The following is a 24,817-nucleotide window of genomic DNA, read 5'->3' on the forward strand; positions in this document are numbered from 1 at the left end:
GGCCTCTCGCCCGGGCCGGCGGCCTCACCCGGCGGAGATCGCCGCCGCGCCGAGGGCGTCCGCGATCTCCGCCGGGGACAGGCGGCGCAGGACCGGGCCGGCGGTCCAGACCAGGATCGGCTCGACCCGGCGGCCCGGATAGAGCTCCGCGAGGAGCGCGGCGTAGAGGGCGATCTGCGCCGCCTCCGCCGGCGGCAGCGCCGCCTCCGCGGCCGGGGGCCGGCCGGTCTTGAAGTCGCAGAGCCGCACCACCCCCTCGCCCACCGCGAGCCGGTCGATCCGCCCGGACACGATCCGCTCGACGCCCCCCGCCACGACCCGGCCGGACAGGGCGACCTCCGCCTGGGCCCCCGGCGCGAAGAGCGGGGCGAGATCCGGCTCCTCCAGGAGATGTAGCACCGCCTTGACGATGGCCGCGCGCTTCGGGGCGGCCATGGCCGGGGCGCGGGCTTCCACGAAGCGGGCCGCCGTCTGCGCCCGGCGCTCCGGCGCGACCCGCGGCAGATGCTCGATCAGGGCGTGGATCAGGGTGCCGCGCTGCCGCGCCTCGGCCCCGGCCTCCCGGCGCCGGGAATCGCGGGGGCCGTCGGCCGCGCCGAGCAGGTTCGAGGGCGTGAGCGGAGGCGCCGCGTCGCGCTCCTCCGGGACGGGCCGGCGCAGCCAGTCCGGCAGGGGCTCCGGGCCGGGACGCACCGCCCCGGGCGCGGCCGGCGCCTCGGCTTCCGCCCGGGCGGTGCCGTCCTGCCAGAGGGTGATCGGCCCGTAGGCCGCCTCGCTGTCCGTGCCCGGGCCGAGGCCGCGCTCCAGCCCGGTGCGGATCATCCGGCTCCAGGCGGCCTCGTCGGGCTCGGTCGCCCCGCAATAGGGTGCGATCACGAGATGGTCGGCCGCCCGGGTCATGGCGACGTAGAGCAGGCGGTTGTGCTCCTCCCGCGCCCGGGCGTGCAGGGCGGCCCGCGCCGCGGTGGTGGCGGCGCAATCCTGGCTCTTGGCGCCGGGCCAGACCGGGGGGAGCGGCGCGACGATGCTCTCCGGCCCCATCGGCAGCAGGGGCGGATCGTTGCGGCCGAGCGGCTCGCAGCCGTCGATCATCACGACGACGGGGGCCTCCAGGCCCTTGGCGCCGTGCACGGTCATCACCCGAACCTCGTCCCGGTTCGATTCCATGTCGCGCTTGACGGTGATGCCCGGCTCGCCCCGGACCTGCCGGGCCACGAAGCGGGCGAGGAAGGCGTCGAGGCTCGGCGCGTCGGTGCCGTTCTCGGCCTTGGCCGCCTCGGTGAGGAAGACGTCGACGGCGTCCCCCGCCTCGCCGCCGAGGCGCGCCACCAGCTTCGCCCGGCCGCCCTCCGGGCCGAGCAGGGCGGCGTAGAAGCCGAATGGCCCCTGCCAGGCGGCACGGGCGCGCCAGCCCTGCAGGGCCGCATGCCCCCGGCGCGCGGCCGGGTCTCCGGCCTCGGCGTGGCGGGCGAGCGCGTCCTCCAGGGTCTCGGATTCCGGGCGGCCCGCGGCGATGCGCACGAGGTCGTCGTCGGTGAGCGCCACCAGGGGCGTCTTGAGGGCGGTGGCGAGCGTCAGGTCGTCGGCGGGCAGGAGCCCGGCCCGGCCGATGGCGACGAGATCGGCCACCGCGATATGGGCGGCGACCTCGAGCCGGTCCTGGCCGGCCACCGGCAGGCCCAGCGCCTTGAGCGCCCGGATCACCTCCTCGAAGGCGGCGGAGCGCTTGCGCACCAGCACCAGGATGTCGCCCGGCCGCCAGCGCCGCCCGAGGGCGTCGCCCCGGGTGGTCCATTCCCGCACCGCCCGGGCGATCCGGCGGGCGACGACGATGCCCGGGGCGCTCGCCTCCGGCGCGTCCACGGGGGCGGCCCAGGCATCGGGCTCGGTCTCCTCCGCCGGCACCTCGACGGGCCAGAGCTCGACGGAGCCCGGCGCCTCGCCGCGGGCGGAGGTGTGCACGGTGCCCGTGGCCCCGTCCTCGAAGGACAGGCCCTGGAAATGGTCGGGCACAGCAAAGACCGCATCGACCGCCCGCAGCACCCCGCGGGCGGAGCGGAAGGACAATTCCAGCTTCACGTCCTCGAAGGCGAGCTCCGCCTCGGCCGCGGCCTTCCGCCAGTCGCCGTGGGTGGCGGCGAATTCCCGCGGCTCGGCGCCCTGGAAGCTGTAGATCGACTGCTTGGGATCGCCCACCGCGAAGCGGGTGCGCAGGAGCGGGCGCGCCCCGAAGCCGCTGGCGAAATCCGCGGTGATGCGGCGCAGGATCTCCCATTGCTGCGGGTTGGTGTCCTGCGCCTCGTCGATGAGGACGTGGTCGACGCCCTTGTCGAGCTTGAACAGCACCCAGGCGGCCTCGACCCGCCCGAGCAGGTCCACGGTCTTGTGGATCAGGTCGTCGAAATCGAGGGCGCCGATGCGCGCCTTGTGCGCCTCGACCCGGCGGTGGATCTCGGCGGTGAGCGTGAACAGGGCCTGGGTCCGGCCCGCGGCCTGGGCGGCCTTGAGGGCGTCGAGGAGCGGGATCAGCCGGGCCTGCTCGGCGAGCAGGGCCTCCTTCACCGCGGGCGGCACCGCCTTGGTGCCGAGGCTGCGCTCGGCCCGCGGCTCCTGCTTCTCGGTGAAGAACACGCTGCGATAGGCGGCGAGCCCCTCCGGCGTGCCCCGGGCCGCATGGGCGGCCAGGAGCCCCTCGGCGAGCTTCTCGTCGGTGGCCTTGCCCGTGCGCAGGCCTTCCGCGAGCCCGGGCAGATCCTGGGGGGCGCGGTCGAAGATGCGGGCGAGGAGCGCCGCCTCGTCGTCGCCGTCCTCGAGGCCCAGCGCCTTGGTCAGCCTCGCGAGCCCCGGCTTCAGGGCGCGGGGATCGGAGAAGAGGGCGCGCCGCCGCATCGCCGCGCGGATCGCCTCGCGCAGGGTCTCGCCGGAGGCTTCGGGGCCGACGATGTCCAGCGCCGCGCTGAGATGCGGATGCCCGCCGCGGATCGCGTCGGCGAGCACGTCGTCGGTGACGCGGGCGAAGGCCTCGCCGCTCTGGTTCTCGTCGAGCACGACGAAGCGGGCCGGCACGTTCGCCTCGAAGGGGAACATGTGCAGGAGCCGCTCGCAGAGGGCGTGCAGGGTCTCGATCTTGAGGCCCCCCGGCGTCTCGACCGCATGGGCGAAGAGGCGCCGGGCGACCTGGAGCTGGCGCCGGGCCGGCCGGGCGCCGGTGAGCGATTCGAGCTCGGCGGCGAGGGCCCCCTCCTCCAGGGTGACCCAGCGGCCGAGCCGGTCGAACACCCGGTTCGACATGTTGGCGGCGGCCGCCTTGGTGAAGGTGAGGCAGAGGATACGCCCGGGGCGCGCCCCGTCGAGCAGCAGGCGCAGCACCCGGTCGGTGAGTACCTTGGTCTTGCCCGAGCCGGCATTGGCCGAGACCCAGGCCGAGGCGCGGGGATCGGCGGCGCGGCGCTGCCGGTCCTGCGTGAGGGCATCGACGACGAAGGGCTTGTTCAAGACGGGCTCCGGACCGGGATCCGCTTATAGACCGGGCTCTTCCTCGATCGCATCCACCCGGTCGGGATAGAAGGCGAGATGGCCGCGGATCGCGGCGACGGCGGGGAACGGCGTCTCGTAGCTCCAGGCCGCGGCGCTGCGCAGGTCGTCGCCGACCGCGAGGTCGAAATAGTGCGCCTCGCCCTTGTAGGGGCACTGCGTGGTGCGCGGATTCGGCCGCAGCAGGTCGGCCCGCACATCCGCCCGCGGGATGTAGAGCACCGGCGGATACCGCGCCTCCGTCAGCCGCAGGGCGTTGCGCGTGTGGGCGACCAGGGTGCCGGCGACCCGCACGCTCACGGCGGCCGGGTGCGGGGCGATCACGATCGGATGGTCGGGGCCGGGCTCCTTCATGGTCAACCTCCGGGGGTGAGGGGGCGCTCGTCGGTTCCCAAAGCCTCGGCGAGGCGCGCCTTGGCGCTGCCGGGGCGCAGGGGCTTCTGCTGGCTCTCGTGGGGCGCCCAGCCGGAGAGCCAGACGATCTCGAAGGTGGCGCGCAGGCGGCCATCGGGGTCGGCGAAGCGCTCGGCATAGATCTGGGCCGCCCGCATCAGCACGTCGCGGCGCAAACCGGCGCGGCTGCGCTCGCTGAGCGCGTTGGTGAGCCCCATGGCCCGCAGGTCGCGCATCAGGCCGAAGGCGTCGGCGTAGCGCACCACGATCCGATCCGTGTCCGTGACCGGCAGGGCGAAGCCCGCCCGCTGCAGCAGGCCGCCGAGGTCGCGCACCTCGGCGAAGGGCGCCACTCGCGGGCTGACCCCGCCGGCGAGCTCGCTCTCCGCCTGGAGCAGGCTCTGGCGCAACTCGGTCAGGCTCGACCCGCCGATCAGGCAGGCGAGGAACAGCCCGTCGGGCTTGAGCGCCCGCCGCAGCTGGGCCAGCGCCCCCGGCAGGTCGTTGACGTGCTGGAGGGCGAGCGCCGAGACGACGAGGTCGAAGCGTTGCCCGGCGAAGGGCAGCGCCTCGGGCTCGCCCAGGACCGTCAGGGGCGCCCCCGGCTCGGCGAGCGGGCTCAGGCGCAGCACCGCCTCGACGCCCTCGCTCGCCCGCAGGGCCTGCGCCAGCTGGGGGAGCGGCGTCCCTAGGTCGAGGACGAGGGGGAAGCGCCGCAGCACCGCGGACAGGCGGTCGTCGACATCCTCGATCACCCGCGCGAGCAGGAAATCGGCGAAGCCTGCACGCCGGGCGCGGGCGAGGCGGTGCCGGATCAGGGCGGTGTCGAACAGGGGCGGCGGCGGGTTCATCGCGGGCTCAACATGGTCCCGGCTTGCCGCCGGCGCCAGTCTGGCGGATCATCGCGCTTCACGCTTTCGGGAGGGCGGAACGCCGGGGCGGGGCCGCCCGTTGCTGTGCCGCTTTTCAACGGAGTGTCCAGCATGATCCGCCATCTCGTCGCCGCGGGCCTCGTTCTCGCCGCCGCCACCTTCGCCGGCGGCGCCGAGGCGAAGGGCTGCATCAAGGGAGCGCTGGTGGGGGGCCTGGCCGGCCACGCCGCCGGGCACGGCGTCGCGGGCGCCGCCGCCGGCTGCGCCATCGGCCACCACTACGCCAACAAGAAGGACAAGGCGGCCGCCCAACCCCAACAGCAGCCGGCCCGCTGAGCACGGCGGCGGCCCGGACCCTTCTGCTCGCCGGGCTGCGCGCCGCCTGGGACGGGGCGCTCGGCCTCGTCTATCCGCCGACCTGCGTGGGCTGCGGCGCGGCCACCGCCGAGCCCCACGCCCTCTGCCCCGCCTGCTGGTCGGGCCTGTCCCTGATCGAGCGGCCCTTCTGCGAGCGGCTCGGCACCCCCTTTGCCCTCGATCTCGGCCTCGGCCCGCTGCTCTCGCCGCGGGCCATCGCCGAGCCACCGGTCTTCGCCCGCGCCCGGGCGGTGGCGCTCTACGACGGGACCGCCCGCGACCTCGTCCACCGGCTCAAATACGGCGACCGCCTCGACCTCGCCCGGGTGATGGGGCGGATGATGGCCGCCGCGGGCCGGGATCTCCTGGCCGAGACCGACCTGATCGTGCCGGTGCCCCTGCACGGGCTGCGGCTCTGGCGCCGCCGCTTCAACCAATCGGCCCTGCTCGCCCGGGCGGTCGGGCGGCTGGCGCAGCGGCCTTGCGACCTCCAGGCGCTGGCCCGGGTGAAGGCGACGCGCCCGCAGGTGGGCCTCACCCGGGCCCAGCGCGCGCAGAACCTGCAGGGCGCCTTCCGCGTGCCCGAGGCCGCCCGCCCGCGGATCGCCGGCCGGCGCCTCCTCCTCGTCGACGACGTCACCACCACCGGCGCCACCGGCAACGCCGCCGCCCGGGCCCTGCTGCGGGGCGGGGCGAAACAGGTCGACCTGCTCACCTTCGCGACCGTCGCCGTGCAGGGGTGAGCCGGAGGCCGGTCGATGGGGCGACCCTCGCCGCGCAAAAGACTGTTTCGATACAATACCTTAACGGGTTTCCGCACGATCGCTTCGGCCATGCGCGCTTTGATCAACGGGACGCGCCGCGACACGAAAACGGGGGCCGAAGCCCCCGTTGCGTTCTTCCGATCCTGCGAGGCCACCGCTCAGGCGGTGGCGGGCTTGAGCGTGCCCGTCGCGGCCGCCTCCGTCTCCGGCGCGAGCACCTTGCCGCGGGGGCCGACCCAGGCGCCGACCCATTTGCGCTGCCACAGGAACAGGCAGCCGAGCACGATGGCCGCGAACAGGGCATAGACCACGAAGCCCGGGCCGAAGGCGCCGGTATATTGCTTCGAGAAGCCCATGACGTTGGGCAGGATCGCGCCGCCGAGGGCCCCGATCTCGCCGATCATCGAGCCGGCCACGGCGGTGTTGTTCGGCCAGCGCAGGGGCACGAGCTGGAACAGCGCACCGTTGCCGGCGCCGAGCGCGGCGAAGCAGAGCATGAACAGGCCGGTGGTCAGCGCCAGGGAGGGCGCGCCGGTGAGCGCCAGGAAGGAGCCGATCGCCGCGAGCAGCACGATCGAGAGCACCAGGAGGCCGCCCATGCGGTCGGCGAAATAGCCGCCGAGGATGCGGATGCCCGAGCCCATCAGGGCGGCGAGCATGGTCAGCCGGCCGGCCTCGACCTTGGTGACGGCGAACTGCTCGTAGAAGAAGGTCGGCAGGAAGTTCGATAGGCCGATGAAGCCGCCGAAGGTGATGATGTAGATCAGCGAGAAGGCCCAGCCGTCCTTGGTGAACAGGCAGGAGACATGCTCCTTGAAGGTCTGCCGGTGGGCGTCCGGCGGCTCCTTGGCCAGGGCGATCATCACCACGAGGGGCAGGACCATCACCAGGCCGGCGAAGCCGTAGACCGTCTGCCAGCCATAGGCCTGGGCCAGCGGCGGCGCGAACAGCACGGCGAGCACGGTGCCGGAATTGCCGGCCCCGGCGATGCCCATGGCGAGCCCCTTGTGCTCCGGCGGGAACCAGCCCGAGCCGAGCGACAGGGCCACGCCGAAGGAGGCGCCGGCGATGCCGAGCAGCACGCCCATGGCGAGCACGTCGTTGTAGGAGGAGACGAAGAAGAAGCCGTAGGCCATCGCCAGGATGATGATGCTCATCTCGGTGATCGCCGCGTTCTTGCGGCCGATATACTGGGCGAGCACGCCGAGGGGGAAGCGCATGATCGCCCCCGCCATGATCGGCAGCGAGATCATGAACCCGGTCTGGGCCGGGGTGAGCTTGTAGGTCTCGGTGATGAACGGACCCATGGCGCCGTTCAGCACCCAGATCGCGAAGCAGAAATCGAAATAGAGGAAGGCGGCGAACAGGGTCTTGGGATGACCGGATTTCATCACGGTCTTGAAACTGGCCATGGCAGTGCTCGTCTCTCGAACGCAGCCCGAAGCGCCGGCCAATCGCCGGGCGGAGCCGCTCATGCGGGGGATCCGGACTCGCGCCGTCCGCATGCGAGGCGCCGTTGCCCCGCGCGCCGCGTTCAAGAAGCGGCGGCCGACCCATGCAGCAGCCGTGCCAGATCCGGTGCGGGCGCCGGCCACGGCGGGGGGCGCGGCCTCATCCGTGGGATTGCTCAGGAAAGAGGCTGTTGCCGCGCCGCACTGCCTAGCGGCGCGCCCCTGTCGTCGAAGCGTCGTCTCACCGAAGCGTCCTGCGGACCGCGTGGGCGATCAGCGGCAGATCTTTACCCGGCGCACGATCCAGCCCTCGCCGTCCTGCCACATCTTGCGGCGGCCGGTGCTGCAGAGGAGGGGCGCCTCGCCCGAGGTCCAGGTCACGCCGGGCTTGGCCGGCTCCGCCGCGGCGGGGGCCTCGGCCGGGGGCGGCACGCGCTTCGGGCTGCGGGCCTCGGCGCCGCCCGCGCCGAGGGCGAACGCGCAGGCGAGGACACAGCCTGCGGCACGGGCGAGGGGGCGCCGGAGCGGAGCGACGGGCACGGGGCGGTTCCTCAGGGGATCTTCCCCGCATAGATCGCCACGGGTGCCGACAGTTCAATGACGAGGCCGCTCGATTCGCGCGGCTTTCCGCTCAATTTTTACGGGATGGTAAAGCCTGCCCGCAGGTCGGGCCGCCGCGGGGTTCCCGGTCGCGTGACGCGCAACCGCAAGCTTGCTAGGGAGCAGGCTTGACCGTTCCGCGTTGTGCCTTCCGGGGTGCCATCCGGACCGGCCTCGTCCGGCGATCCATCGAGCGATCCATGTCCATCAAGAACCGCCGCCAGATCCTGACCGGAGCCGTCTCCGGCCTCCTCCTGTCCGCCGTCCCGAGCCTCGGCCTCGCCCAGGGCCTGGGCGGCTACGACGACGACAGGCTCTACCGGGACGAGCAGGGCAACCTCTATCGCCGCCGCGGCGGGGACTACGTGCCCTATCGCGGCCGGGTCAGCAACGGCCGGCCGGTGGCCGATCCCGAGATCGATCTCGACGCGGAGGCCTATGCCCGCCGCCGGGCCGAGCGCTACGGCGAGCCCCCGCCCGCCGAGCCGCCGACGCCGGCCGCCAACGGCGCGGCCGCGGCGAACGCGAAGCCGGATGACGGGCCGATCGATTACGCCAAGGCCTATGCCGCCGTGCAGGGCGAGCCCTTCCCGGTGCCGGCCTTCAACTGGAAGAAGGCCAACCCCTCCTTCCTGCGCCAGGAGGTGGCCTATACCGGCAGCGAGGCTCCGGGCACCATCGTGGTCGATCCCAAGGCCCATCACCTCTACCTGGTCCTGCCCGGCGGCCGGGCGCGGCGCTACGGCGTCGGCGTGGGCAAGCAGGGCTTTTCCTGGTCCGGCGCCTCGACCATCAACGCGAAGCAGGCCTGGCCGGACTGGTATCCGCCCAAGGAGATGATCGCCCGCAAGCCGGCGCTCGCCCGCGAGGTCTCCACGCTGCAGAGCGGCCTCGGCGTGCCCGGCGGCTCGCGCAACCCGCTCGGCGCCCGGGCGATGTATCTCTGGCAGAACAACAAGGACACGCTCTACCGCATCCACGGCACCACGGAGCCGGCCTCGATCGGCCGCAGCGTGTCCTCGGGCTGCATCCGCATGATCAACCAGGACGCGATCGACCTGTTCAGCCGCGTCGAGGTCGGCGCCAAGGTGGTGGTGCTGGGCTGAGGCCCGCCCCGCCCGCGCGACGGCCGGCCCGATCGCATCGGGCCGGCGGCGCCGGGTCCGGGCTCGCCGTCCCGCGCCGAACGGACCCTGTTTTCGAGAAGACGCGTCAGCTGCTCTTCTTCGGCGTCACCTTGAGGATCTGGCCGTCCGGCCCCTCGGTGACGGCATAGACGGCGCCGTCCGGCCCCACCTTCACGTCGCGGATGCGGTGATCGAGGGGGATGCGCTCCTCGGTGAGCACCTTGTCGCCGCTCACCTTCAGGATCACGAGTCCGGTGCTGACGAGGCCGCCGAGGATGAAGTCGTCCTTCCACTCGGGGAAGAGCGTCTTGTCGTAGAAGGCGAGCGCCGAGGGGGCGATCACCGGATCCCAGTAATAGACCGGCTGCACGGTGCCGCCGGCCTGGGTGGCGCCGTCGCCGATCTTCTCGCCGGAATACTCGATGCCGTAGGTCACGAGGGGCCAGCCGTAATTGAGCCCCGGCCGCGGCCGGTTGAGCTCGTCGCCGCCGCGCGGGCCGTGCTCGGCGGTCCAGAGCCGGCCCTGGCCGTCGAGGGTCGCGCCCTGCACGTTGCGGTGGCCGTAGGACCAGATCTCGGGCTTGGCCTTGTCGCTGCCGATGAAGGGATTGTCCTTGGGCGCCTTGCCCTCGTTGTCGATGCGGAAGACCTTGCCGAGGCCGCTCGACAGGTCCTGGGCCTGCACCCGCGGCCCCTTGTCCGAGCGCTCGCCCACCGTGACGAAGAGGTTGCCGTCCGGCGCGAAGACGAGGCGCGAGCCGAAATGCTTGTCGCCGTCATAGGACGGCGTCTGGCGGAAGATGACCTTCAGATCCTCGAGCTTGCCGCCGCCCTTGCCGTCCTCGACGAGCTTGGCCTTGGCCACGCTGGTGCCGTTGCCCTTGTCCCGGGGCTCGCTGAAGCTGAAATAGATCGTCTTGTCGCCGGCGAAGCTCGGGCTGAGCGCGATGTCGAGGAGCCCGCCCTGCCCGCGGGCATCGACCTTCGGCACCCCGGCGATGGCCGGGCCGGGCTTGCCGTCCTTGCCGATCAGCCGGATCTTGCCCGCCTTCTCGGTGACGATCATGCGCCCGTCCGGCAGGAATTCGAGCGCCCAGGCGCTGTCGAGGCCGCTCACCACCGGGCTCACCTCCACCTGCGTCGCCTTGGCAGGCTGGGGCGCCCGGGTCTGGTTGGGCAGGAGCGGCGTGTAGCTCGTGTTCGGGGCCTGGGTCTCCGCGGGCTTCTCGCCGGCGGTCGGCGCCGCGGGGGCCTGGAAGGCGTCGCCCTCGATCCGGGGCGCGCGCGGCTCCGTCCCCTCCTGCTGGGCGAAGGCGGCCGGCGAGAAGGCGGCGACGGAGGCGAGCAGGGCGAGGGAGAAGCGCGTCACGTCGTTGTTCCTTGTCCGATCCCGTACCGGCGGCCCCGCCTCCCGAAGGAAGGGCACGAGACATCCTGGTCGTCTGGCCGCGCGATTCCGGCGAGATCGCGCGCGGAGGGTGCCGGGGAAACGCCGGCTCCGCTCGCCACATGGGGCGGCAACCCCGCCGCGGCGAGCCCCGAAGCGGGGCAAGGGCCGACGAAAGGCATCCCTCGGCGCGACGGCCCGGCGCTCCTCACCGGGTTTTCATGAGATCCCTGCGCCCCTGCCCTGCCCCGGACGCCGTCCGCCTTGACCGTGAAGGGGGGCGGCGCCAATTCTCGGCAACTCGCTTCCAAGGAAGGGCAGGTCGCCCGGTTCCAGGGCGACAGGTGTGACGTTTCGGAAAGGACCGGCCATGGCCACGGTGAAAGTGACCGACGCGAGCTTCGAGCAGGACGTTCTCAAGTCCGCCGAACCCGTCGTGGTGGATTTCTGGGCGGAGTGGTGCGGCCCCTGCCGTCAGATCGGCCCGGCGCTGGAGGAGATCTCCGTCGACCTGCAGGGCAAGGTGAAGATCGCCAAGGTGAACGTGGACGAGAATCCCGGCATCGCCTCGACCTACGGCATCCGCTCGATCCCGACCCTGATGCTGTTCAAGGACGGCAAGCTCGCCAGCCAGAAGGTCGGCGCCGCCCCCAAGGGCGATCTCTCCCGCTGGATCCAGGCGAGCGCCTGATCCGCTCCCCGTTTCCGGCGCGCTCCGGCGCGCGAAAGGCCCGGCGTTCCCCGCCGGGCCTTTTTCGTGGGCGCTCCAGAAGGCGCAACGGCCCGGGCTTCGCCGGCCGGTCCCGAACACGAAAAAGCCCGGCCTTGCGGCCGGGCTTTCCGTGGTTTCGAGGACCCTCGGTCGGCTTAGTAGGAGCCGAACTTGTAGTTGAGGCCGGCGCGGATGACGGCGAACTCGGTGTCGTTGCGGCGCAGGGCGCCGGAAGCGACGACCACACCCGGGGAGGTCGTGGTGATGACCGTGCCGGCGTTGTTCACCGCGAAGGCGCCGTTGAGGGCACCGCCGCCGCGATCGAGGTTCACGTACAGACCTTCCACCTTCAGCGTGACGGCCGAGGAGCGGAAGAAGTTCAGGAACGAGTCGGTCGGGAGAGCGTACTCGACGCCACCGCCGGCGGCGTAGCCGGTGCGGAAGTCGTCGCGCGAGCTGTTCGGCAGGCCGAACTCGCGGCCGCCGCCGGCGCCGTAGGCGAAACCGCCGGTGCCGTAGAACAGGACGCGGTCGAAGGCGTAGCCGATGCGGCCGCGGACGGTGCCGAAGAAGTCGAGGCCGGCGAGACCGTTCGGGTTGAACACCTGCTGAGCGGCCAGGCCGTTGACGGCGGCGGTGCTGTTCACGACCGTGAAGCGGTTCCGGTCACGACCGAAATCGACGTACTGGGCATCGGCCTCGATACCGACGACCACACCGTTGCCCGGGGTGAACTGGTAGTTGTAGCCGATCTGACCACCGCCGACGAAGCCGTCGGTGCTGCGGTTGTCGCCGAAGGCGATGACCGCGGTGGTGCCGGCCGGCACGAGGCCGGTGGCGGCGTTCACGCCCACCACCGGAGCGGCGGTGTTGTCCTGCACGCCGAAGCCGTAGCCGGCGTTGAAACCGGCGTAGAAACCGGTCCAGGTGAAGACGGGAACCGGCGTGAAGACCGGCGGAGCAGCGCGACGCGGCAGGTCAGCGGCGGAAGCCGCAGCCGTCAGCGCCGTGAAGGCGGCGAGCGACGTAAGAAGCTTTTTCATTGTTGATCCCCAGCGAATTGCCCGATCGCCGTGGAAGCTAGACCATTTTCCACCCCCACGATGTAACCCTCAGGCCACACCGCCACCCGAGCGCAACCGCAGGAGTGGGAAATCTCCGCGGTCATGAGCCGCGGAAACTCAGTCTCGGGAAGACGCTTCTCCCAAATGGGACAGGGAGAATTCAATCTAGTTAAAGTTCAGGTAGGAATCGTGCCGTTCGCCGTCAGGACAGCACCGGCGAGATAGAGCGAGCCGCAGATCAGGACCCGCGGCGGCTTCTCGAACACCGTCGCCGCGAGGCTCGCCAGGGCGGCCTCCACGCTCGACGCCGATTCGGCCATCAGGCCGACGCCCTGCGCGATCCGCTGCACCTCCTCCGCCGGCCGCGCGGCGAGCTGCCCGGCGATCGGCACGGCGATCAGCGAGCGGGCGAGCCCGACGAAGTTCTTCAGGAAGCCCTCCGCGTCCTTGGTGCCGAGCAGGCCGACCACGAGAACGAGGGGCACGTCGCTGCGCTCGCCGAGATCGGCCATGGCGGCGGCGAGGATGCGGCCGCCATCGGCGTTGTGGCCGCCATCGAGCCAGAGCTCGGCGTCCTTCGGCATCATCTCGGCGAGATGCCCCTTGGTGAGGCGCTGCAGGCGGCCGGGCCACTCGACCCGGCGCAGGCCGGTCTCGAAGGCCGCGGAGCCGAGATCGCCGAAGCCCGCCGCGCGCAGGGCGGCGATGGCGGTGCCGGCATTGGTGAGCTGGTGGCGGCCGGCGAGGCGCGGCCGCGGCAGGTCGAACAGCTCCCGCTCGTCCTGGTAGACGAGACGGCCGCTCTCCTCGTGCACCGAGAAATCCTGGTTGCCGACGAAGATCGGGCCGGCGCCCACCGCCTCGGCCCGGCGGCAGAGCACCGAATCGGCCTGGGCGTAGTCCTGCGCGGCGATCACCGCCGGGCAGCCGCGCTTGAAGATGCCGGCCTTCTCGGTGGCCACCGATTCCAGGGTGTCGCCGAGATATTCCGCGTGGTCGCGCCCGATCGGCGTCACCACGGCGCAGGCCGGCCGGTCGATCACGTTGGTGGCGTCGACCCGCCCGCCCAGGCCGACCTCGAGCAGCAGCACGTCCGCGGGCGCCTCCGAGAAGAGCAGGAGCGCGGCCGCCGTGGTGATCTCGAACACGGTGATCGGGTCGCCGTCATTGGCGGTCTCGCAGCGGCTGAAGGCGTCGGCCAGCTGCTCCTCCGGCACGAAGACGCCGCCGCCGATGGCGCCGAGGCGGATGCGCTCGTGGAAGCGGACGAGATGGGGCGAGGTGTAGACATGGGCGGCGAGTCCCCCCGCCTCCAGGATCGCCCGCATGAAGGCGATGGTGGAGCCCTTGCCGTTGGTGCCGGCCACATGGATCACCGGCGGCAGACGCCGCTCCGGATGGCCGAGCTTCTCCAGCAGCCGCTCGATGCGCCCGAGGGAGAGGTCGATCGTCCGCGGATGCAGGGCGAGGAAGCGCGCCATCAGCGCGTCGGAGGAATCCATCATCGGGCCATCCCGCTCACGCCGGCTCGGGCCGGGGCGCCGAGGCCGCTTCCGGCTTCTTCGCCGCCTCGGCCGGGACGTTCATCAGCAGGCGGCAGAGCCGGGCGATGGTCTCCTTGAGGTCCTTGCGGTGCACGACCTGGTCGATCATGCCGTGCTCGCGCAGGTACTCCGCCCGCTGGAAGCCGTCGGGCAGCTTCTCGCGGATGGTCTGCTCGATCACCCGCGGGCCGGCGAAGCAGATCAGCGCCCCCGGCTCGGCGAGATGCACGTCGCCGAGCATGGCGTAGGAGGCGGTGACGCCGCCGGTGGTCGGGTTGGTGAGCACCACGATGTAGGGCAGCCGGGCCGCGTTGAGCCGGCGCACGGCCACGGTGGTGCGCGGCATCTGCATGAGCGACAGGATGCCCTCCTGCATGCGCGCGCCGCCGGAGGCGGAGAACAGCACGTAGGGGGTGCGCTTCTCGAGCGCCGTCTCGGCGCCGCGGATGAAGGCCTCGCCCGCCGCCATGCCCAGGGAGCCGGCCATGAAGCCGAATTCCTGCGCGGCGATGGTCATGGGCAGGCCGCCGACCCGGCCGAAGCCGATCTTGAAGGCGTCCGGCATGCCGGTCTTGGCGCGGGCCTCCTTGAGGCGGTCGACGTAGCGCTTCTCGTCCCGGAACTTGAGCGGGTCGGCCGGAACCTCGGGCAGGGGCACGTCGATCCAGGTGCCCTCGTCGAACATCGCCTTGAGACGGGCCGGGGCGCTCATCTTGAGGTGATGCTCGGAGCCCGGGATCACCCAGAGATTCTGCTCGACTTCCTTGTGGAAGACCATCTGCCCGGTATCGGGGCATTTGATCCACAGATTCTCGGGCGTCTCGCGCTTGAACAGCGTCTTGATCTTGGGGCGCACGACCTCCGAGATCCAGTTCATCGCTTCGACCATGGAAGAGATCCTTGCCGGATTGGGCCGATATCGGAATACGCGGCGGCCAATGCCAGGGAGATGCGGTTTTCCTGCGGCGGATCAGGCCTTGGCGACGCCGCGCACGCCCGCCGCGAGCTCGCGCACCAGACCGGCCACCGCTTCGACGCTCCCCGCCTGGGCGCGATTCTCGGCGTCCAGGCTGCGATGGAGGGCGTCGACCAGGGCCGAACCGACCACGACGCCGTCCGCGCCCCGGGCGATCTCGGCGGCATGCGCCCCCGACTTCACCCCGAAGCCGACCACGACCGGCAGGTCCGTATGCGGACGGATGCGGCCCACCGCCTCGGCCACGCGCCCGAAATCCGGGGTCGCCGTGCCGGTGATGCCGGTGATCGAGACATAGTAGACGAAGCCCGCGGTGTTCGCGAGCACGGCGGGCAGGCGCTCCGCATCCGTCGTCGGCGTGGCGAGGCGGATGAAGGCGAGGCCCTTGGCGAGCGCCGGCAGGCAGAGCTCGTCGTCCTCCTCCGGCGGCAGGTCGACCACGATCAGCCCGTCGATTCCCGCCGCCAGCGCGGCCTCGAGGAAGGCCGGCACGCCGTAGCTGTGGATCGGGTTGTAGTAGCCCATCAGCACGACCGGCGTGTCCCGGTCCTCCTCGCGGAAGCGGGCGACGAGGGCCAGCGTCTTGCGCAGGTCCTGGCCCGCGGCGAGCGCCCGCAGGCCCGCGGCCTGGATCGCCGGGCCGTCGGCCATCGGATCGGTGAAGGGCAGGCCGAACTCGACGATGTCGGCGCCGGCCTTCGGCAGCGCCTTGAGCACGGCGAGGGAGGTCTCCGGATCGGGATCGCCCGCCATCACGTAGGTGACGAGGGCGGCACGGCCTTCCGCGCGGCAGCGGGCGAAGGCGGCTTCGATGCGGGCGGTCATGCGGAAATGCCTCGCGGCCGGGTCTGGTCGGAGCACCGGCGGATCCGATGCGAACAAGGGGCCGCGCCTACACCATCGCACCGGCGCCGTGAAGCACCGGGACGCGCGCGCGGGCCCCGCGGGGCTTAACCTTGCTGCCGCAGGGCTCGGCCTTTCTGCCGCAGGGCTTGGCCTTCCCGCCGCGGGCATGGCATGGCGGCCCGCTTTCCCCCACCCGCGAAGGAGCGTCGGGACGTATGGCACGGCCGCTCCTGCGCTGCACGACGCTCTGGGGACGGGCGGACTGGATCGAGGCGCCCCCGGCGCTCGTTCCCGTGCGCGACGCCCTGCTGGTGCCGCCCCGGCCCGAGGGGGCCTGGGGCCTGTTCTCCGGGCCGACCCGGATCGGCGATGCCGGGCGCGACCTCGCCCCCGGGGAGCGCCTGCCCGAAGGCACGCCCTCGGCGCTCGGCCGCGCCCTCTATCTCGGGCCGATCGCCTGGCATTACGGGCATTTCCTGCTCAACACGCTCCCCCGGCTCTGGCCCCTGATCGGCTGGGAGGGGGAGAGGCCGGCGCTGCTCTGCCACCGCCCCGGCCCGGTCCAGGACGCCCATTGGGCCGGCTTCGGCGCAGCGATCTTCGGCCGCCTCGGCTACGAACTCGACGAGCTGGAGAGCCCCGGGGCGCCCCTGCGGCTCGCCGAGGTTCTGGTGCCGGCCCCGAGCCTGACCGAGCAGAGCGGCGTGCACGCGGTCTTCGGCGACCTCTGCCGCGCCATCGGCCGGCCCTACTGGGAGGGGGAACGCCAGGAACGCTTCCTCTATCTCTCGAAGACCCGGCTCGGCGCGGGCATCGCCCGGATCGTCAACGAGGACGCCCTGGAGGCCGAGCTGGCGCGGCGCGGGGTCGCGATCGCCCATCCGGAGACCCTGCGCTTCCCCGAGCAGGTCCGCCTGCTCTCGGCCCATCCGGTCGTGCTGGGCTCGGCGGGATCCGCCTTCCACACCACCGCCTTCGCCGCGCCCGGGCGGCGGGTCGTCGGGCTCAACTGGCAGCCCGCGCTCAACGCGAACTTCGCCCTGGTCGACCGGGTGGCGGGAACGCGCGCCCGCTACTACCACGCTCCCGACACGCGCTACGTGACGCGGGCGGGCTTCGACGTGGCCTGGGAGCTGCCCGACCCGAAGGGCACGGCGGCCGCCCTGCTGCGCAAGGCCGAGCGGCTCGCCCGGGACGCGCCCGACACGGACGGCCCGCTCGCCGGGCTTAGACAGCTCCTGGCCCGGTCCTTGCGGCCAATCCACGGGCGATAACCGGCGCCGGGCCCGCTGTCGCAAGTCGTACCCATGTCACGGACCCAACGTAGAGTGGAGGTCGCTGTGTTTTGCGGCGCAAGATGAACGGCGCAGTGCAATGTGAAACCACGCCCGACGTCAGTCGAGCGTGACGCCCCACCTTTCTCTTTCGGAGTACCTGCGAAGAGATGCGGTAACGATATCCCGAAAGTCCGTACTCTTCCTATGGAACGACTTGGGGCGATTCCTCTTATCGTCACGGCAACAGAGAGGAGAAAGGCGCCGACAATGTCCCTGGCGGAGGACGGCAGGCCCCTGGCCTTGACCTGGCACTATACCCGGCACGAATTGCTGGCGGACGGCGCCATCCACCTCGTCGGTGTGGCGCTGGGCCTGACCGGCGCGATCGCCCTGATCGTGACCGCCGCGCTCACCCATCTCGGCTGGACCGAACTCTCCTCGGTGCTGATCTACGCCGCCGCCCTGGTGGCGATGCTGGGGGCGTCGGCCGCCTACAACATGTGGCCGGTCTCCCCGCGCAAATGGATCCTGCGGCGCTACGACCACGCCTTCATCTACCTGATGATCGCCGGCACCTACACGCCGCTGGTGGCCCTGGTCGGGTCCGGCCCGGTCGCCTGGAGCCTGCTCGCCCTGATCTGGACGGTGGCCGCCATCGGCATCGCCATCAAGCTGACCATGCCCGGCCGCTTCGACCGGGTCTCCATCGCCCTCTACCTGATGCTAGGCTGGAGCGGCGTGCTCGCCTACGATTCCATCATCGCCGGCCTGTCGCTTCAGGCGCTCTGGCTGCTCGGCATCGGCGGCCTGCTCTACTCCTTCGGCGTGGTCTTCCACGTCTGGCGCAGCCTGCCCTTCCAGAACGCGATCTGGCACGGCTTCGTGCTCCTCGCCACGGCCTGCCACTACGGCACCGTGATGGCGAGCGTGCTCGAGGCCAAACCCTGAGGCCGGCGCCGCGCCGCCCCCGATCCGCTCTCATGGCAGACCGCGGCCGCCTCACGGGGCGGCCGCGTCGTCGCGTCCCTAACGGATGCCGCCGGGCACCTGACGGGTATGGGGGGCGTGGGTCGGGTCCGTGGAGGGCCGGGGCTCGCCGCTCGAGAACGGCTCCGCCTCGTCGTCGTCTTCGGGGGTCGGGACCGGGACGGAATGCGTGCTGGAGCCGGGCGGAGCGGCAGGGGTCGCCGCCGGAGGGACGGCGGCAGCCGCGGCGGGGAGCGTCGCGGAAGGGGGCGCCGGGACCGGGTGGGCCGAAGCCGCGCCCGTCGCCTGCCAGCCCTGGCTCCGCCAGTCGCTCGCCCGCTCGTCGAGATCGATCGAGCCGCCGCGCTCCAGGATGTGCAGGACCCGGTCCGCCAAGTCCTCCTCGGCCCGCACCGTCACCAGGGTGCCGCCCCGGCGCACGCCCTCGGCATAGGCCTCCGCATCCGCCTCGCTCAAACCCGCGCCGGTAAGGGCGCCGAGCAGGCCGCCGGTGGCGGCGCCGAATCCGGCCCCCGCCACCGTGGCGACGAGCCAGCCCGCGGCCACGACCGGGCCGATCCCGGGGATGGCGAGGAGGCCGAGGCCCGCGAGCAGCCCGGCCCCGCCGCCGATCACCGTGCCGACCGCCGCGCCGGTCCCGGCGCCGTCGGCGGCGTCGTGCCCCGCCACGGCCGTCGGCCGGCCGGGCGGCTGGGGCGGGACGCGGCCGGAATGCCGGTCGTCGGGGTTGCTCGCCACGATGCTGATAGCGGCATGCGGCACTCCCTCCGCCTCGACCGCGTCGATGGCGCGGGCCGCCTCCTCGTAATCGTCGAAGAGGGCCGTGATCGTCCTGGCCGCCATGATGTCCTCCTTCGGGGCCTTCCGACCCCTGTCCGATCAAGCGGGTCGGCTCCGGCTGGTTCCCGAGCGGGGGCGGCGCGCGGAGGCGGCGCGCGCCGCGTTAACCTTCCGCTAACCGTGTGCCCGGCAATTCTTGCCGGGTTGCCGCGCCCTTCCCGCGGCCGGGATGCGGACGAGCATGAGCGAGACGGCAGGCGCGGTGACCACCGGCCGGCCCGGATTCCCGGGCCTCGGCGGCCTTACGCTGCCGGACCGCGCGAGCCTCCAGGCCCTCGCGAAGCGCTCCGACCTGTTCCTCGCCACGGCGGTGCTGGGCATCCTCACGGTGCTCATCTTCCCGCTGCCGGCGGTGCTGCTCGACCTGCTGCTCGCGGTGTCGATCATCATGTCCGTGCTGATCATGATGACCGGGCTGTTCATCGACAACCCGCTGGAATTCACCGTCTTTCCGACGCTGCTGCTCATCGCGACGATGCTGCGGCTGGCGCTCAACCTCGCCTCGACCCGCCTGATCCTCGGCCATGGCCACGAGGGCACGGCGGCGGCCGGCCACGTCATCGAAGCCTTCGGGCATTTCGTGATGGGCGGCAATTTCGTGATCGGGATCATCGTCTTCGCGATCCTGATCATCGTGAACTTCGTGGTCATCACCAAGGGCTCGGGCCGCATCGCCGAGGTGGCGGCCCGCTTCACCCTAGACGCCATGCCCGGCAAGCAGATGGCGATCGACGCCGACCTCTCGGCGGGGCTCATCGACGAGAAGGTCGCCAAGGCCCGGCGCGCGGCCCTGGAGGAGGAATCCTCCTTCTTCGGCGCCATGGACGGCGCCTCGAAATTCGTGCGCGGGGACGCCATCGCCGCCCTGCTCATCACCGCGATCAACGTGATCGGCGGCATCATCATCGGCGTGGCCCAGCAGGGCCTCGGCTTCGGCGAGGCCGCCAAGACCTACACCCTGCTCACCATCGGCGACGGCCTCGCCAGCCAGGTGCCGGCCCTGATCGTCTCGACCGCAGCGGGCATCCTCGTCTCCAAGGCGGGCGTGAAGGGCGCCGCCGACAAGGCCCTGGGCAAGCAGATCGCCAACTACCCGAAGGCCCTCGGCATGTCGGCGGGGGTGATGCTGCTCATCGCCCTCCTGCCCGGCATGCCGATGCTGCCCTTCCTGGCGCTCGGCGGCGGGGCGGGCTACGCCGCCTGGAAGATCGCCAAGGTGAACCGCGAGCGCGCGGCGGCCGAGAACGCCGTGGCCACCCCCACCGCCGCCTCCGCCGCGACCGCGGCCGGCGAGGAGACGGTGACGGACCTGCTCAAGCTCGACGACCTCAAGCTCGAGATGGGCTACGCCCTCCTGCCCCTCGTCAGCGGCGAGGGCGGCGACCGGCTCACCGACCAGATCAAGGCCCTGCGCCGCCAGCTCGCCGCCGAGCTCGGCTTCGTGATGCCCTCCGTGCGCATCCTCGACAATGTGGGCATCGACGCCAACGGCTACGTGATCCGCGTGAAGGAGATCGAGGCGGGCAACGGCCAGATCTTCCCCGGCCAGTTCATGGCCATGGACCCGATGGGCGGCCAGGTGCAGTTGCCCGGCCAGCACATGCTGGAGCCGACCTTCGGCCTGCCCGCGACCTGGATCGACGCCAGCCTGCGCGACCAAGCCCAGCTCAAGGGCTACACCGTGGTCGACGCGGCCACCGTGGTCTCGACCCACCTCACCGAGGTGATCAAGGCGCATGTCTCCGAGCTCCTGAACCATGTCGAGGTGCAGAAGCTGCTCAAGGAGCTGCCCAAGGAGCACATGGATCTCTTCAAGGAGATCGTGCCGAGCCAGATCGCGACCACGGGCATCCAGCGCGTGCTGCAGCTGCTGCTGGCCGAGCGCGTCTCGATCCGCGACCTCGGCACCATCGTCGAGGGCATCGCCGAGGTGGCGGGGCAGGTGAAGAACCCGCGCGACATCGTCGAGCATGTCCGCGCGCGCCTCGGCCGCCAGATCTGCGCGCAGTATCAGGGGCCGGACGGGACGCTGCCGATCATCACCCTGTCGCCGGCCTGGGAGCAGGCCTTCATCGAGTCGATCGTGGGCGAGCGCGACGAGCGCTACCTGGCGATGCAGCCCTCGCGCCTGTCGGAATTCGTGAACGCCGTGCGCGACCGCTTCGAGGCCGCGGCCCGGCGCGGCGAGATGCCGGTGCTGGTCACCTCCGCCCAGGCCCGGCCCTTCGTGCGCTCGATCATCGAGCGCTTCCGCCGGGAGACGGCGGTGATGAGCCAGGCGGAGATCCACCCGCGGGCGCGGCTGCGCACGGTGGGGTCTCTGTAGGGGAAAAGCCCTCTCCCGCAGAGGGGAGAGGGCGGATCGGCGCTCAGTCCTTCAGGTCGGCCGGCACCTTGCCGCCGTTCTCCTCGAGCTTCCTGATGACCTGCTTGTGCAGCCAGATGTTCATCGTGGCCGAGTCGTTCTTGTCGCCGGTGTAGTGCAGCTCGTCCGCGAGCTGCTTGCGGGCGGTGAGGCTCGAATCGAGGTCGATCAGCTTCATCAGGTCGACGATCGAGTGGCGCCAGTCGAGCTTCTGCGGGTTCTTGGCGGCGAGGCCGTCGAGCACCTCCGCCACGTCGACGGTGCCGCCGCTGCCGGCCGTGCCGCCGCTCGTGGGCGTGGCGGGGGCGTCGCCGCCCGCGCCGGGCTTGGCCTCCGCCTGCGAGGGCGCAGGACCTTCCTTGGCCTGGGCTTCGCCGCCGCCGAACGGATGGAGGATCTTGCTGACGATGCTGCCGAGGAGGCTCATGGCATATATCCCTTGTCCGGGCCGCGCGGGTCGCGCAGCGCCAGCGTAACGAAGCGGGGCCGGTCCGCGTTCCTGACCCGCCGATCGGGGCCGAGACTGGGGACGGCGGGGTTCCGCCGATCACGCCGCTTTGATCTTGCGCGCGTCCATGCGTAAGGGGAGCCGTTCCCGCGATACCGGACCCTGCCCCATGCGTCTCCTGCTCGCCGCGCTGGCGGCCCTGGCCTTCCTCGTGCCCGCCCAGGCCCAACAGGTGCCCGTGCGCATCGGCGTGATCCCCGTCATCGGCGCCGCGCCGATCTTCGTCGCCCGCGGCGAGGGCTGGCTGAAGGAGGCGGGGCTGGAGCCGAGCTTCACCACCTTCGAATCCGGCCCGAACATGATCCAGGCGCTGGCCTCGGGCACGATCGACGTCTACGTCGCCGGCATCGCCCCCCTGGCCGTCGCCCGCACCAAGGGCATCGACGTGCGCGTGGTGGCCGCCACCGCGGTCGAGGAGATGGTCTTCGTCGCCGGCCCGAAGCTCGCCCCCTATTTCGCGAGCGCGCCGAGCAAGGCGGAGGCGTTCCAGCAGTACCGGGCGAAGGAGGGCAAGCCGGCCCGCCTCGCCACCCAGCCCCCCGGCTCGGTGCCCAACACCACCCTGCAGCACTGGCTCTGGCAGGTGGCGAAGGCCGACAAGGCCGATGTGGAGATCGTGCCGATGGGCATCGACGCCACGCAGCAGGCCCTGCTCGCCGGCGCCGTCGACGGCGCCTCGATCCGCGAGCCGGCGCTCACCATCGTCCAGGGCCGCAACCCGGCGATCAAGCTGATCGCCAATGGCGGCGAGATGTTCCCCGATCAGCCCGGCACCGTGGTCGCCGTCTACGGCAAGTTCGCCGACAAGAACCCGGCCGCCGTGGAGGGCCTGGTGAAGGCGCTCGTGAAGGCGGTCGACCTCCTCAAGACGGACCCGGCCAAGGCCGCGCCCTCGGTCGAGGCGGCGCTGGGCAAGGGCATCACCGACGTCGCCACGATCCAGAAGGCGCTGACCTCGCCGGCCGCCAAGTTCACCGCCGACCCGCGGGTGATCGTGGAGGCGACGAAGCAGATGCAGGCCTTCCAGGTCACCGTCGGCACCCTCGACAAGGAGGTGCCGATCGACGGCCTGTTCGTGCCGAGCTTCTACGAGAAGGCCGCCAAGCCGTAACCCCGACGCCATGACGCCATGACCTTCCTGCGCTCGACCGGGCTCGCGGCGGCGGGGCTCCTCGCCTTCCTCGGCCTGTGGGAGGCCGCCCCGCGGCTCGACCTCGTCAACCCGGCCTTCCTGCCGCCGCCCTCGACCCTGCCCACCGCCTTCCTCAAGGAGATCGCGGGCGGCGCCTGGCCGACGGCGGTCGTCGAGAGCCTGAGCCACTACGTGGTCGGGCTGGGGCTCGGCGCGGGCATGGGCATCGCGCTCGGCACCCTGAGCGGCATGTTCCGCCCCTTCGAGAGCGTCACCGCCTGGATCGTGCGGCTGCTGCGGCCGATCCCGGGCCTCGCCTGGGTGCCCTTCGCGATCATCTGGTTCGGCGTGCAGCCGGCAGCCGCGGTGTTCATCATCGCCATCGGCGTGTTCTGGATCGTGTTCTTCGCCACCCAGGGGGCGGTGCGCGGGGTCGACCGCGACCTGCTCGAGGTGGCCGAGGCCTTCGGCTTCCGCTCCGCCTGGGCGCGCCTGACCAAGATCCTGCTGCCGGCGGCGACGCCGGGCATCCTGGTCGGCCTGCGCACGGCCCTGGGCCAGGCCTGGATGGCGGTGGTCGCCGCCGAGATCTTCGGCGTGCCGGGCATCGGCGCGCGGATGATGCAGGCCTCCTCGCTCCTCTCCACCGACATCGTGGTGGTCTACATGCTGACCATGGCCGCCCTCTACGGCCTGTTCGACACCGGCTTCGTCGCCCTCCAGAACTTCCTGCTGCGGTGGCGCGCGTGAGCCGGCCGATCATCGACATCCGCGGCCTCAGCCTCGCCTACGCGCGCGACGGCCGGCGCAACGTGATCCTGTCGGAGCTCGACCTCGCGATCCCGCGGGGCCAGTTCCTGGTGATCGTCGGCGAATCCGGGGTGGGCAAGTCGACCCTGCTGCGGGTGCTGATCGGGCTCGCCAAGCCGAGCGGGGGCGGCGTGACGATCGACGCGGATCCCAAGGTCCGCACGCCCATGGCCCTGGTCTTCCAGGATGCGCGGATGCTGCCCTGGCGGCGGGTGATCGCCAACGTCGCCTTCGGCCTGGAGAACAGCGGCCTGTCGAAGGCGGAGCGCTACGCCAGGGCCGAGGCGATGCTGAAGCTCGTCGGCCTCGCCGATCTCGCCCAGCGCTGGCCGCACCAGCTCTCCGGCGGCCAGCGCCAGCGCGTCGCCATCGCCCGGGCCCTCGCCGTCGATCCGGACGTGCTCCTGATGGACGAGCCCTTCTCGGCCCTCGACAGCTTCACCCGTGAGGGGCTGCAGGACGAGCTGCAGCGGATCAAGGCGCAGACCGGCAAGACCGTGCTGTTCGTGACCCACGACATCGACGAGGCGGTCTATCTCGCCGACCGTGTGGTAGTGCTGGCCGGCAGCCCCGGCCGCATCGCCGCCGACGTCACCCTGGACCAGCCGCGCCCGCGCCGGCGGCGCGATGCGGGCCTGATCGAGGCGGCGCGCCATCTGCGCGCCGAGCTGTCGCGGCGCTCGTCGGATCTCTGAACCGGGACGGATCCCGCGCGGGCCGTCCCCTGGCATGGAGCAGCCCCGTGAGCGAGCGGATCCTGATCGCGCGTCCCCTCACGCGGGAGGCCTTCGCCCCCTTCGGCGACGTCCTCGACAAGCGGGCGGAGGCGGCGCGCCCGATGAACGGCGGCCGGGCGCAGCGCTTTCCGGCGCTCGCGGAAGCCTGCGTGGCGGGCGCGGACGGCCGCGTCGTGATCGGCCTCGTCGCGGCGCAGCCCTGCGCGATGCCCCTGACCCTGCGCCTCGTCGAACGCCATCCCCTCGGCAGCCAGGCCTTCATGCCCCTGAACGGCGCGCCGTTCCTCGTCGTGGTCTGCCCGGACGAGGGAGACCGGCCCGGCCGGCCGCAGGCCTTCGTCACCGCGCCGGGCCAGGGCGTCAGCTACCATCGGGGCACGTGGCACGGGGTGCTGACCCCGTTCGGAGCCGCGCAGGACTTCCTGGTGGTCGACCGGGGCGGCCCGGGAGCCAATCTCGACGAGCACCCTTTCGAGCAGCCCTGGCGCATCCACCTGCCGGACGCCCCGCCCCCTCCGCGGGGCTGAGCGCCGG

General features: G+C 72.1%; 22 protein-coding genes and 1 pseudogene. 11 read left to right on the forward strand and 12 right to left on the reverse strand.

What is annotated here, in order from left to right:
• Positions 1-24: 24 nt before the first annotated feature.
• The 3 genes from addA to MMB17_RS03625 are packed head-to-tail and all read right to left on the reverse strand — an operon-like array spanning position 25 to position 4,778.
• Positions 25-3,495, reverse strand: a complete 3,471-nt coding sequence (gene addA, locus MMB17_RS03615; RefSeq protein WP_241101102.1) for a double-strand break repair helicase AddA — start codon at positions 3,493-3,495, stop codon at positions 25-27.
• A 24-nt stretch (positions 3,496-3,519) separates the two neighbouring features.
• Complete coding sequence (locus tag MMB17_RS03620) at positions 3,520-3,888, reverse strand: DUF427 domain-containing protein (protein ID WP_238313172.1); 369 nt, start codon at positions 3,886-3,888, stop codon at positions 3,520-3,522.
• A 2-nt stretch (positions 3,889-3,890) separates the two neighbouring features.
• Positions 3,891-4,778 carry a methyltransferase domain-containing protein gene (locus tag MMB17_RS03625; RefSeq protein ID WP_241101103.1) on the reverse strand — a complete coding sequence of 296 codons (888 nt, stop codon included), beginning with the start codon at positions 4,776-4,778 and terminating at the stop codon, positions 3,891-3,893.
• A 132-nt stretch (positions 4,779-4,910) separates the two neighbouring features.
• Between MMB17_RS03625 and MMB17_RS03630 the strand changes: the two genes are divergently transcribed.
• Positions 4,911-5,135 (forward strand): hypothetical protein, encoded by a 225-nt coding sequence (locus MMB17_RS03630; RefSeq protein WP_238313336.1) that lies wholly within the window; start codon positions 4,911-4,913, stop codon positions 5,133-5,135.
• A gap of 23 nt (positions 5,136-5,158) precedes the next feature.
• The gene (locus tag MMB17_RS03635; RefSeq protein ID WP_241102107.1) at positions 5,159-5,899 is read left to right on the forward strand and encodes a ComF family protein; all 741 of its coding nucleotides are present in this window, start codon (positions 5,159-5,161) and stop codon (positions 5,897-5,899) included.
• Between the two features lie 179 nt (positions 5,900-6,078).
• Here MMB17_RS03635 and MMB17_RS03640 read toward each other — a convergent pair whose 3' ends face one another.
• Together MMB17_RS03640 and MMB17_RS03645 are read right to left on the reverse strand one after the other, a co-directional pair.
• Positions 6,079-7,332, reverse strand: coding sequence for an MFS transporter (locus MMB17_RS03640; protein WP_241101104.1), 1,254 nt, complete (start codon positions 7,330-7,332; stop codon positions 6,079-6,081).
• A gap of 312 nt (positions 7,333-7,644) precedes the next feature.
• Positions 7,645-7,911 (reverse strand): hypothetical protein, encoded by a 267-nt coding sequence (locus tag MMB17_RS03645; RefSeq protein ID WP_241101105.1) that lies wholly within the window; start codon positions 7,909-7,911, stop codon positions 7,645-7,647.
• Between the two features lie 260 nt (positions 7,912-8,171).
• On the opposite strand from MMB17_RS03645, the gene MMB17_RS03650 reads away from it, so the two are divergent.
• The gene (locus tag MMB17_RS03650) at positions 8,172-9,077 is read left to right on the forward strand and encodes a L,D-transpeptidase (protein WP_241101106.1); all 906 of its coding nucleotides are present in this window, start codon (positions 8,172-8,174) and stop codon (positions 9,075-9,077) included.
• A 106-nt stretch (positions 9,078-9,183) separates the two neighbouring features.
• Here the strand turns inward: MMB17_RS03650 and MMB17_RS03655 are convergent, their stop codons facing one another.
• Positions 9,184-10,467, reverse strand: coding sequence for a PQQ-dependent sugar dehydrogenase (locus MMB17_RS03655; protein ID WP_241101107.1), 1,284 nt, complete (start codon positions 10,465-10,467; stop codon positions 9,184-9,186).
• 388 nt (positions 10,468-10,855) lie between these two features.
• Between MMB17_RS03655 and trxA the strand changes: the two genes are divergently transcribed.
• Positions 10,856-11,176 (forward strand): thioredoxin, encoded by a 321-nt coding sequence (gene trxA / locus MMB17_RS03660; RefSeq protein WP_238313183.1) that lies wholly within the window; start codon positions 10,856-10,858, stop codon positions 11,174-11,176.
• Positions 11,177-11,352: 176 nt separating this feature from the next.
• Here the strand turns inward: trxA and MMB17_RS03665 are convergent, their stop codons facing one another.
• The 4 genes from MMB17_RS03665 to trpA all read right to left on the reverse strand — a co-directional run bounded on the left by MMB17_RS03665 (position 11,353) and on the right by trpA (position 15,606).
• Entirely contained in the window at positions 11,353-12,240 is an 888-nt protein-coding gene (locus tag MMB17_RS03665) for an outer membrane protein (protein ID WP_238313185.1), read from the reverse strand.
• 197 nt (positions 12,241-12,437) lie between these two features.
• On the reverse strand, positions 12,438-13,763 hold the full coding sequence (locus MMB17_RS03670; protein ID WP_241102108.1) for a bifunctional folylpolyglutamate synthase/dihydrofolate synthase: 1,326 nt from the start codon (positions 13,761-13,763) through the stop codon (positions 12,438-12,440).
• 16 nt (positions 13,764-13,779) lie between these two features.
• Entirely contained in the window at positions 13,780-14,694 is a 915-nt protein-coding gene (accD, locus tag MMB17_RS03675; protein WP_241101108.1) for an acetyl-CoA carboxylase, carboxyltransferase subunit beta, read from the reverse strand.
• A gap of 81 nt (positions 14,695-14,775) precedes the next feature.
• Complete coding sequence (gene trpA, locus MMB17_RS03680; protein ID WP_241101109.1) at positions 14,776-15,606, reverse strand: tryptophan synthase subunit alpha; 831 nt, start codon at positions 15,604-15,606, stop codon at positions 14,776-14,778.
• A 236-nt stretch (positions 15,607-15,842) separates the two neighbouring features.
• On the opposite strand from trpA, the gene MMB17_RS03685 reads away from it, so the two are divergent.
• On the forward strand, positions 15,843-16,901 hold the full coding sequence (locus MMB17_RS03685; RefSeq protein WP_241101110.1) for a glycosyltransferase family 61 protein: 1,059 nt from the start codon (positions 15,843-15,845) through the stop codon (positions 16,899-16,901).
• Positions 16,902-17,171: 270 nt separating this feature from the next.
• Complete coding sequence (trhA, locus tag MMB17_RS03690; protein ID WP_238313194.1) at positions 17,172-17,852, forward strand: PAQR family membrane homeostasis protein TrhA; 681 nt, start codon at positions 17,172-17,174, stop codon at positions 17,850-17,852.
• 327 nt (positions 17,853-18,179) lie between these two features.
• Here the strand turns inward: trhA and MMB17_RS03695 are convergent.
• A pseudogene (locus MMB17_RS03695) lies at positions 18,180-18,734 on the reverse strand (hypothetical protein); the annotation flags it as partial.
• Between the two features lie 178 nt (positions 18,735-18,912).
• On the opposite strand from MMB17_RS03695, the gene flhA reads away from it, so the two are divergent.
• Positions 18,913-21,057 (forward strand): flagellar biosynthesis protein FlhA, encoded by a 2,145-nt coding sequence (gene flhA / locus MMB17_RS03700; RefSeq protein ID WP_241101112.1) that lies wholly within the window; start codon positions 18,913-18,915, stop codon positions 21,055-21,057.
• 43 nt (positions 21,058-21,100) lie between these two features.
• Here the strand turns inward: flhA and MMB17_RS03705 are convergent, their stop codons facing one another.
• A complete protein-coding gene (locus tag MMB17_RS03705) occupies positions 21,101-21,523 on the reverse strand; it encodes a DUF3597 domain-containing protein (RefSeq protein ID WP_241101113.1) in 423 nt (140 codons plus the stop codon).
• Between the two features lie 190 nt (positions 21,524-21,713).
• Here MMB17_RS03705 and MMB17_RS03710 point away from each other — a divergent pair, with 190 nt between their 5' ends.
• The 4 genes from MMB17_RS03710 to MMB17_RS03725 are packed head-to-tail and all read left to right on the forward strand — an operon-like array spanning position 21,714 to position 24,810.
• On the forward strand, positions 21,714-22,715 hold the full coding sequence (locus MMB17_RS03710) for an ABC transporter substrate-binding protein (RefSeq protein WP_241101114.1): 1,002 nt from the start codon (positions 21,714-21,716) through the stop codon (positions 22,713-22,715).
• An 18-nt stretch (positions 22,716-22,733) separates the two neighbouring features.
• Positions 22,734-23,486 (forward strand): ABC transporter permease, encoded by a 753-nt coding sequence (locus tag MMB17_RS03715; protein ID WP_241101115.1) that lies wholly within the window; start codon positions 22,734-22,736, stop codon positions 23,484-23,486.
• On the forward strand, positions 23,483-24,241 hold the full coding sequence (locus MMB17_RS03720) for an ABC transporter ATP-binding protein (RefSeq protein ID WP_238313205.1): 759 nt from the start codon (positions 23,483-23,485) through the stop codon (positions 24,239-24,241). The genes MMB17_RS03715 and MMB17_RS03720 overlap by 4 nt, the downstream gene beginning before the upstream one ends.
• Positions 24,242-24,288: 47 nt before the next feature.
• Entirely contained in the window at positions 24,289-24,810 is a 522-nt protein-coding gene (locus tag MMB17_RS03725; protein ID WP_241101116.1) for an ureidoglycolate lyase, read from the forward strand.
• Positions 24,811-24,817 lie beyond the last annotated feature (7 nt).

It is taken from the genome of Methylobacterium organophilum (assembly GCF_022533465.1).
In the GTDB taxonomy this organism is placed as follows: Bacteria; Pseudomonadota; Alphaproteobacteria; order Rhizobiales; family Beijerinckiaceae; genus Methylobacterium; species Methylobacterium organophilum.

What these genes read in the sequence shown, in the direction of transcription:
- MMB17_RS03620 (WP_238313172.1), bottom strand. Translation starts at nt 3,888, where the DNA reads ATGAAGGAGCCCGGCCCCGACCATCCGATCGTGATCGCCCCGCACCCG.
- MMB17_RS03625 (WP_241101103.1), bottom strand. Translation starts at nt 4,778, where the DNA reads ATGAACCCGCCGCCGCCCCTGTTCGACACCGCCCTGATCCGGCACCGC.
- MMB17_RS03630 (WP_238313336.1), top strand. Translation starts at nt 4,911, where the DNA reads ATGATCCGCCATCTCGTCGCCGCGGGCCTCGTTCTCGCCGCCGCCACC.
- MMB17_RS03640 (WP_241101104.1), bottom strand. Translation starts at nt 7,332, where the DNA reads ATGGCCAGTTTCAAGACCGTGATGAAATCCGGTCATCCCAAGACCCTG.
- MMB17_RS03650 (WP_241101106.1), top strand. Translation starts at nt 8,172, where the DNA reads ATGTCCATCAAGAACCGCCGCCAGATCCTGACCGGAGCCGTCTCCGGC.
- trxA (WP_238313183.1), top strand. Translation starts at nt 10,856, where the DNA reads ATGGCCACGGTGAAAGTGACCGACGCGAGCTTCGAGCAGGACGTTCTC.
- MMB17_RS03665 (WP_238313185.1), bottom strand. Translation starts at nt 12,240, where the DNA reads ATGAAAAAGCTTCTTACGTCGCTCGCCGCCTTCACGGCGCTGACGGCT.
- MMB17_RS03670 (WP_241102108.1), bottom strand. Translation starts at nt 13,763, where the DNA reads ATGGATTCCTCCGACGCGCTGATGGCGCGCTTCCTCGCCCTGCATCCG.
- accD (WP_241101108.1), bottom strand. Translation starts at nt 14,694, where the DNA reads ATGGTCGAAGCGATGAACTGGATCTCGGAGGTCGTGCGCCCCAAGATC.
- trpA (WP_241101109.1), bottom strand. Translation starts at nt 15,606, where the DNA reads ATGACCGCCCGCATCGAAGCCGCCTTCGCCCGCTGCCGCGCGGAAGGC.
- MMB17_RS03685 (WP_241101110.1), top strand. Translation starts at nt 15,843, where the DNA reads ATGGCACGGCCGCTCCTGCGCTGCACGACGCTCTGGGGACGGGCGGAC.
- trhA (WP_238313194.1), top strand. Translation starts at nt 17,172, where the DNA reads ATGTCCCTGGCGGAGGACGGCAGGCCCCTGGCCTTGACCTGGCACTAT.
- flhA (WP_241101112.1), top strand. Translation starts at nt 18,913, where the DNA reads ATGAGCGAGACGGCAGGCGCGGTGACCACCGGCCGGCCCGGATTCCCG.
- MMB17_RS03705 (WP_241101113.1), bottom strand. Translation starts at nt 21,523, where the DNA reads ATGAGCCTCCTCGGCAGCATCGTCAGCAAGATCCTCCATCCGTTCGGC.
- MMB17_RS03710 (WP_241101114.1), top strand. Translation starts at nt 21,714, where the DNA reads ATGCGTCTCCTGCTCGCCGCGCTGGCGGCCCTGGCCTTCCTCGTGCCC.
- MMB17_RS03715 (WP_241101115.1), top strand. Translation starts at nt 22,734, where the DNA reads ATGACCTTCCTGCGCTCGACCGGGCTCGCGGCGGCGGGGCTCCTCGCC.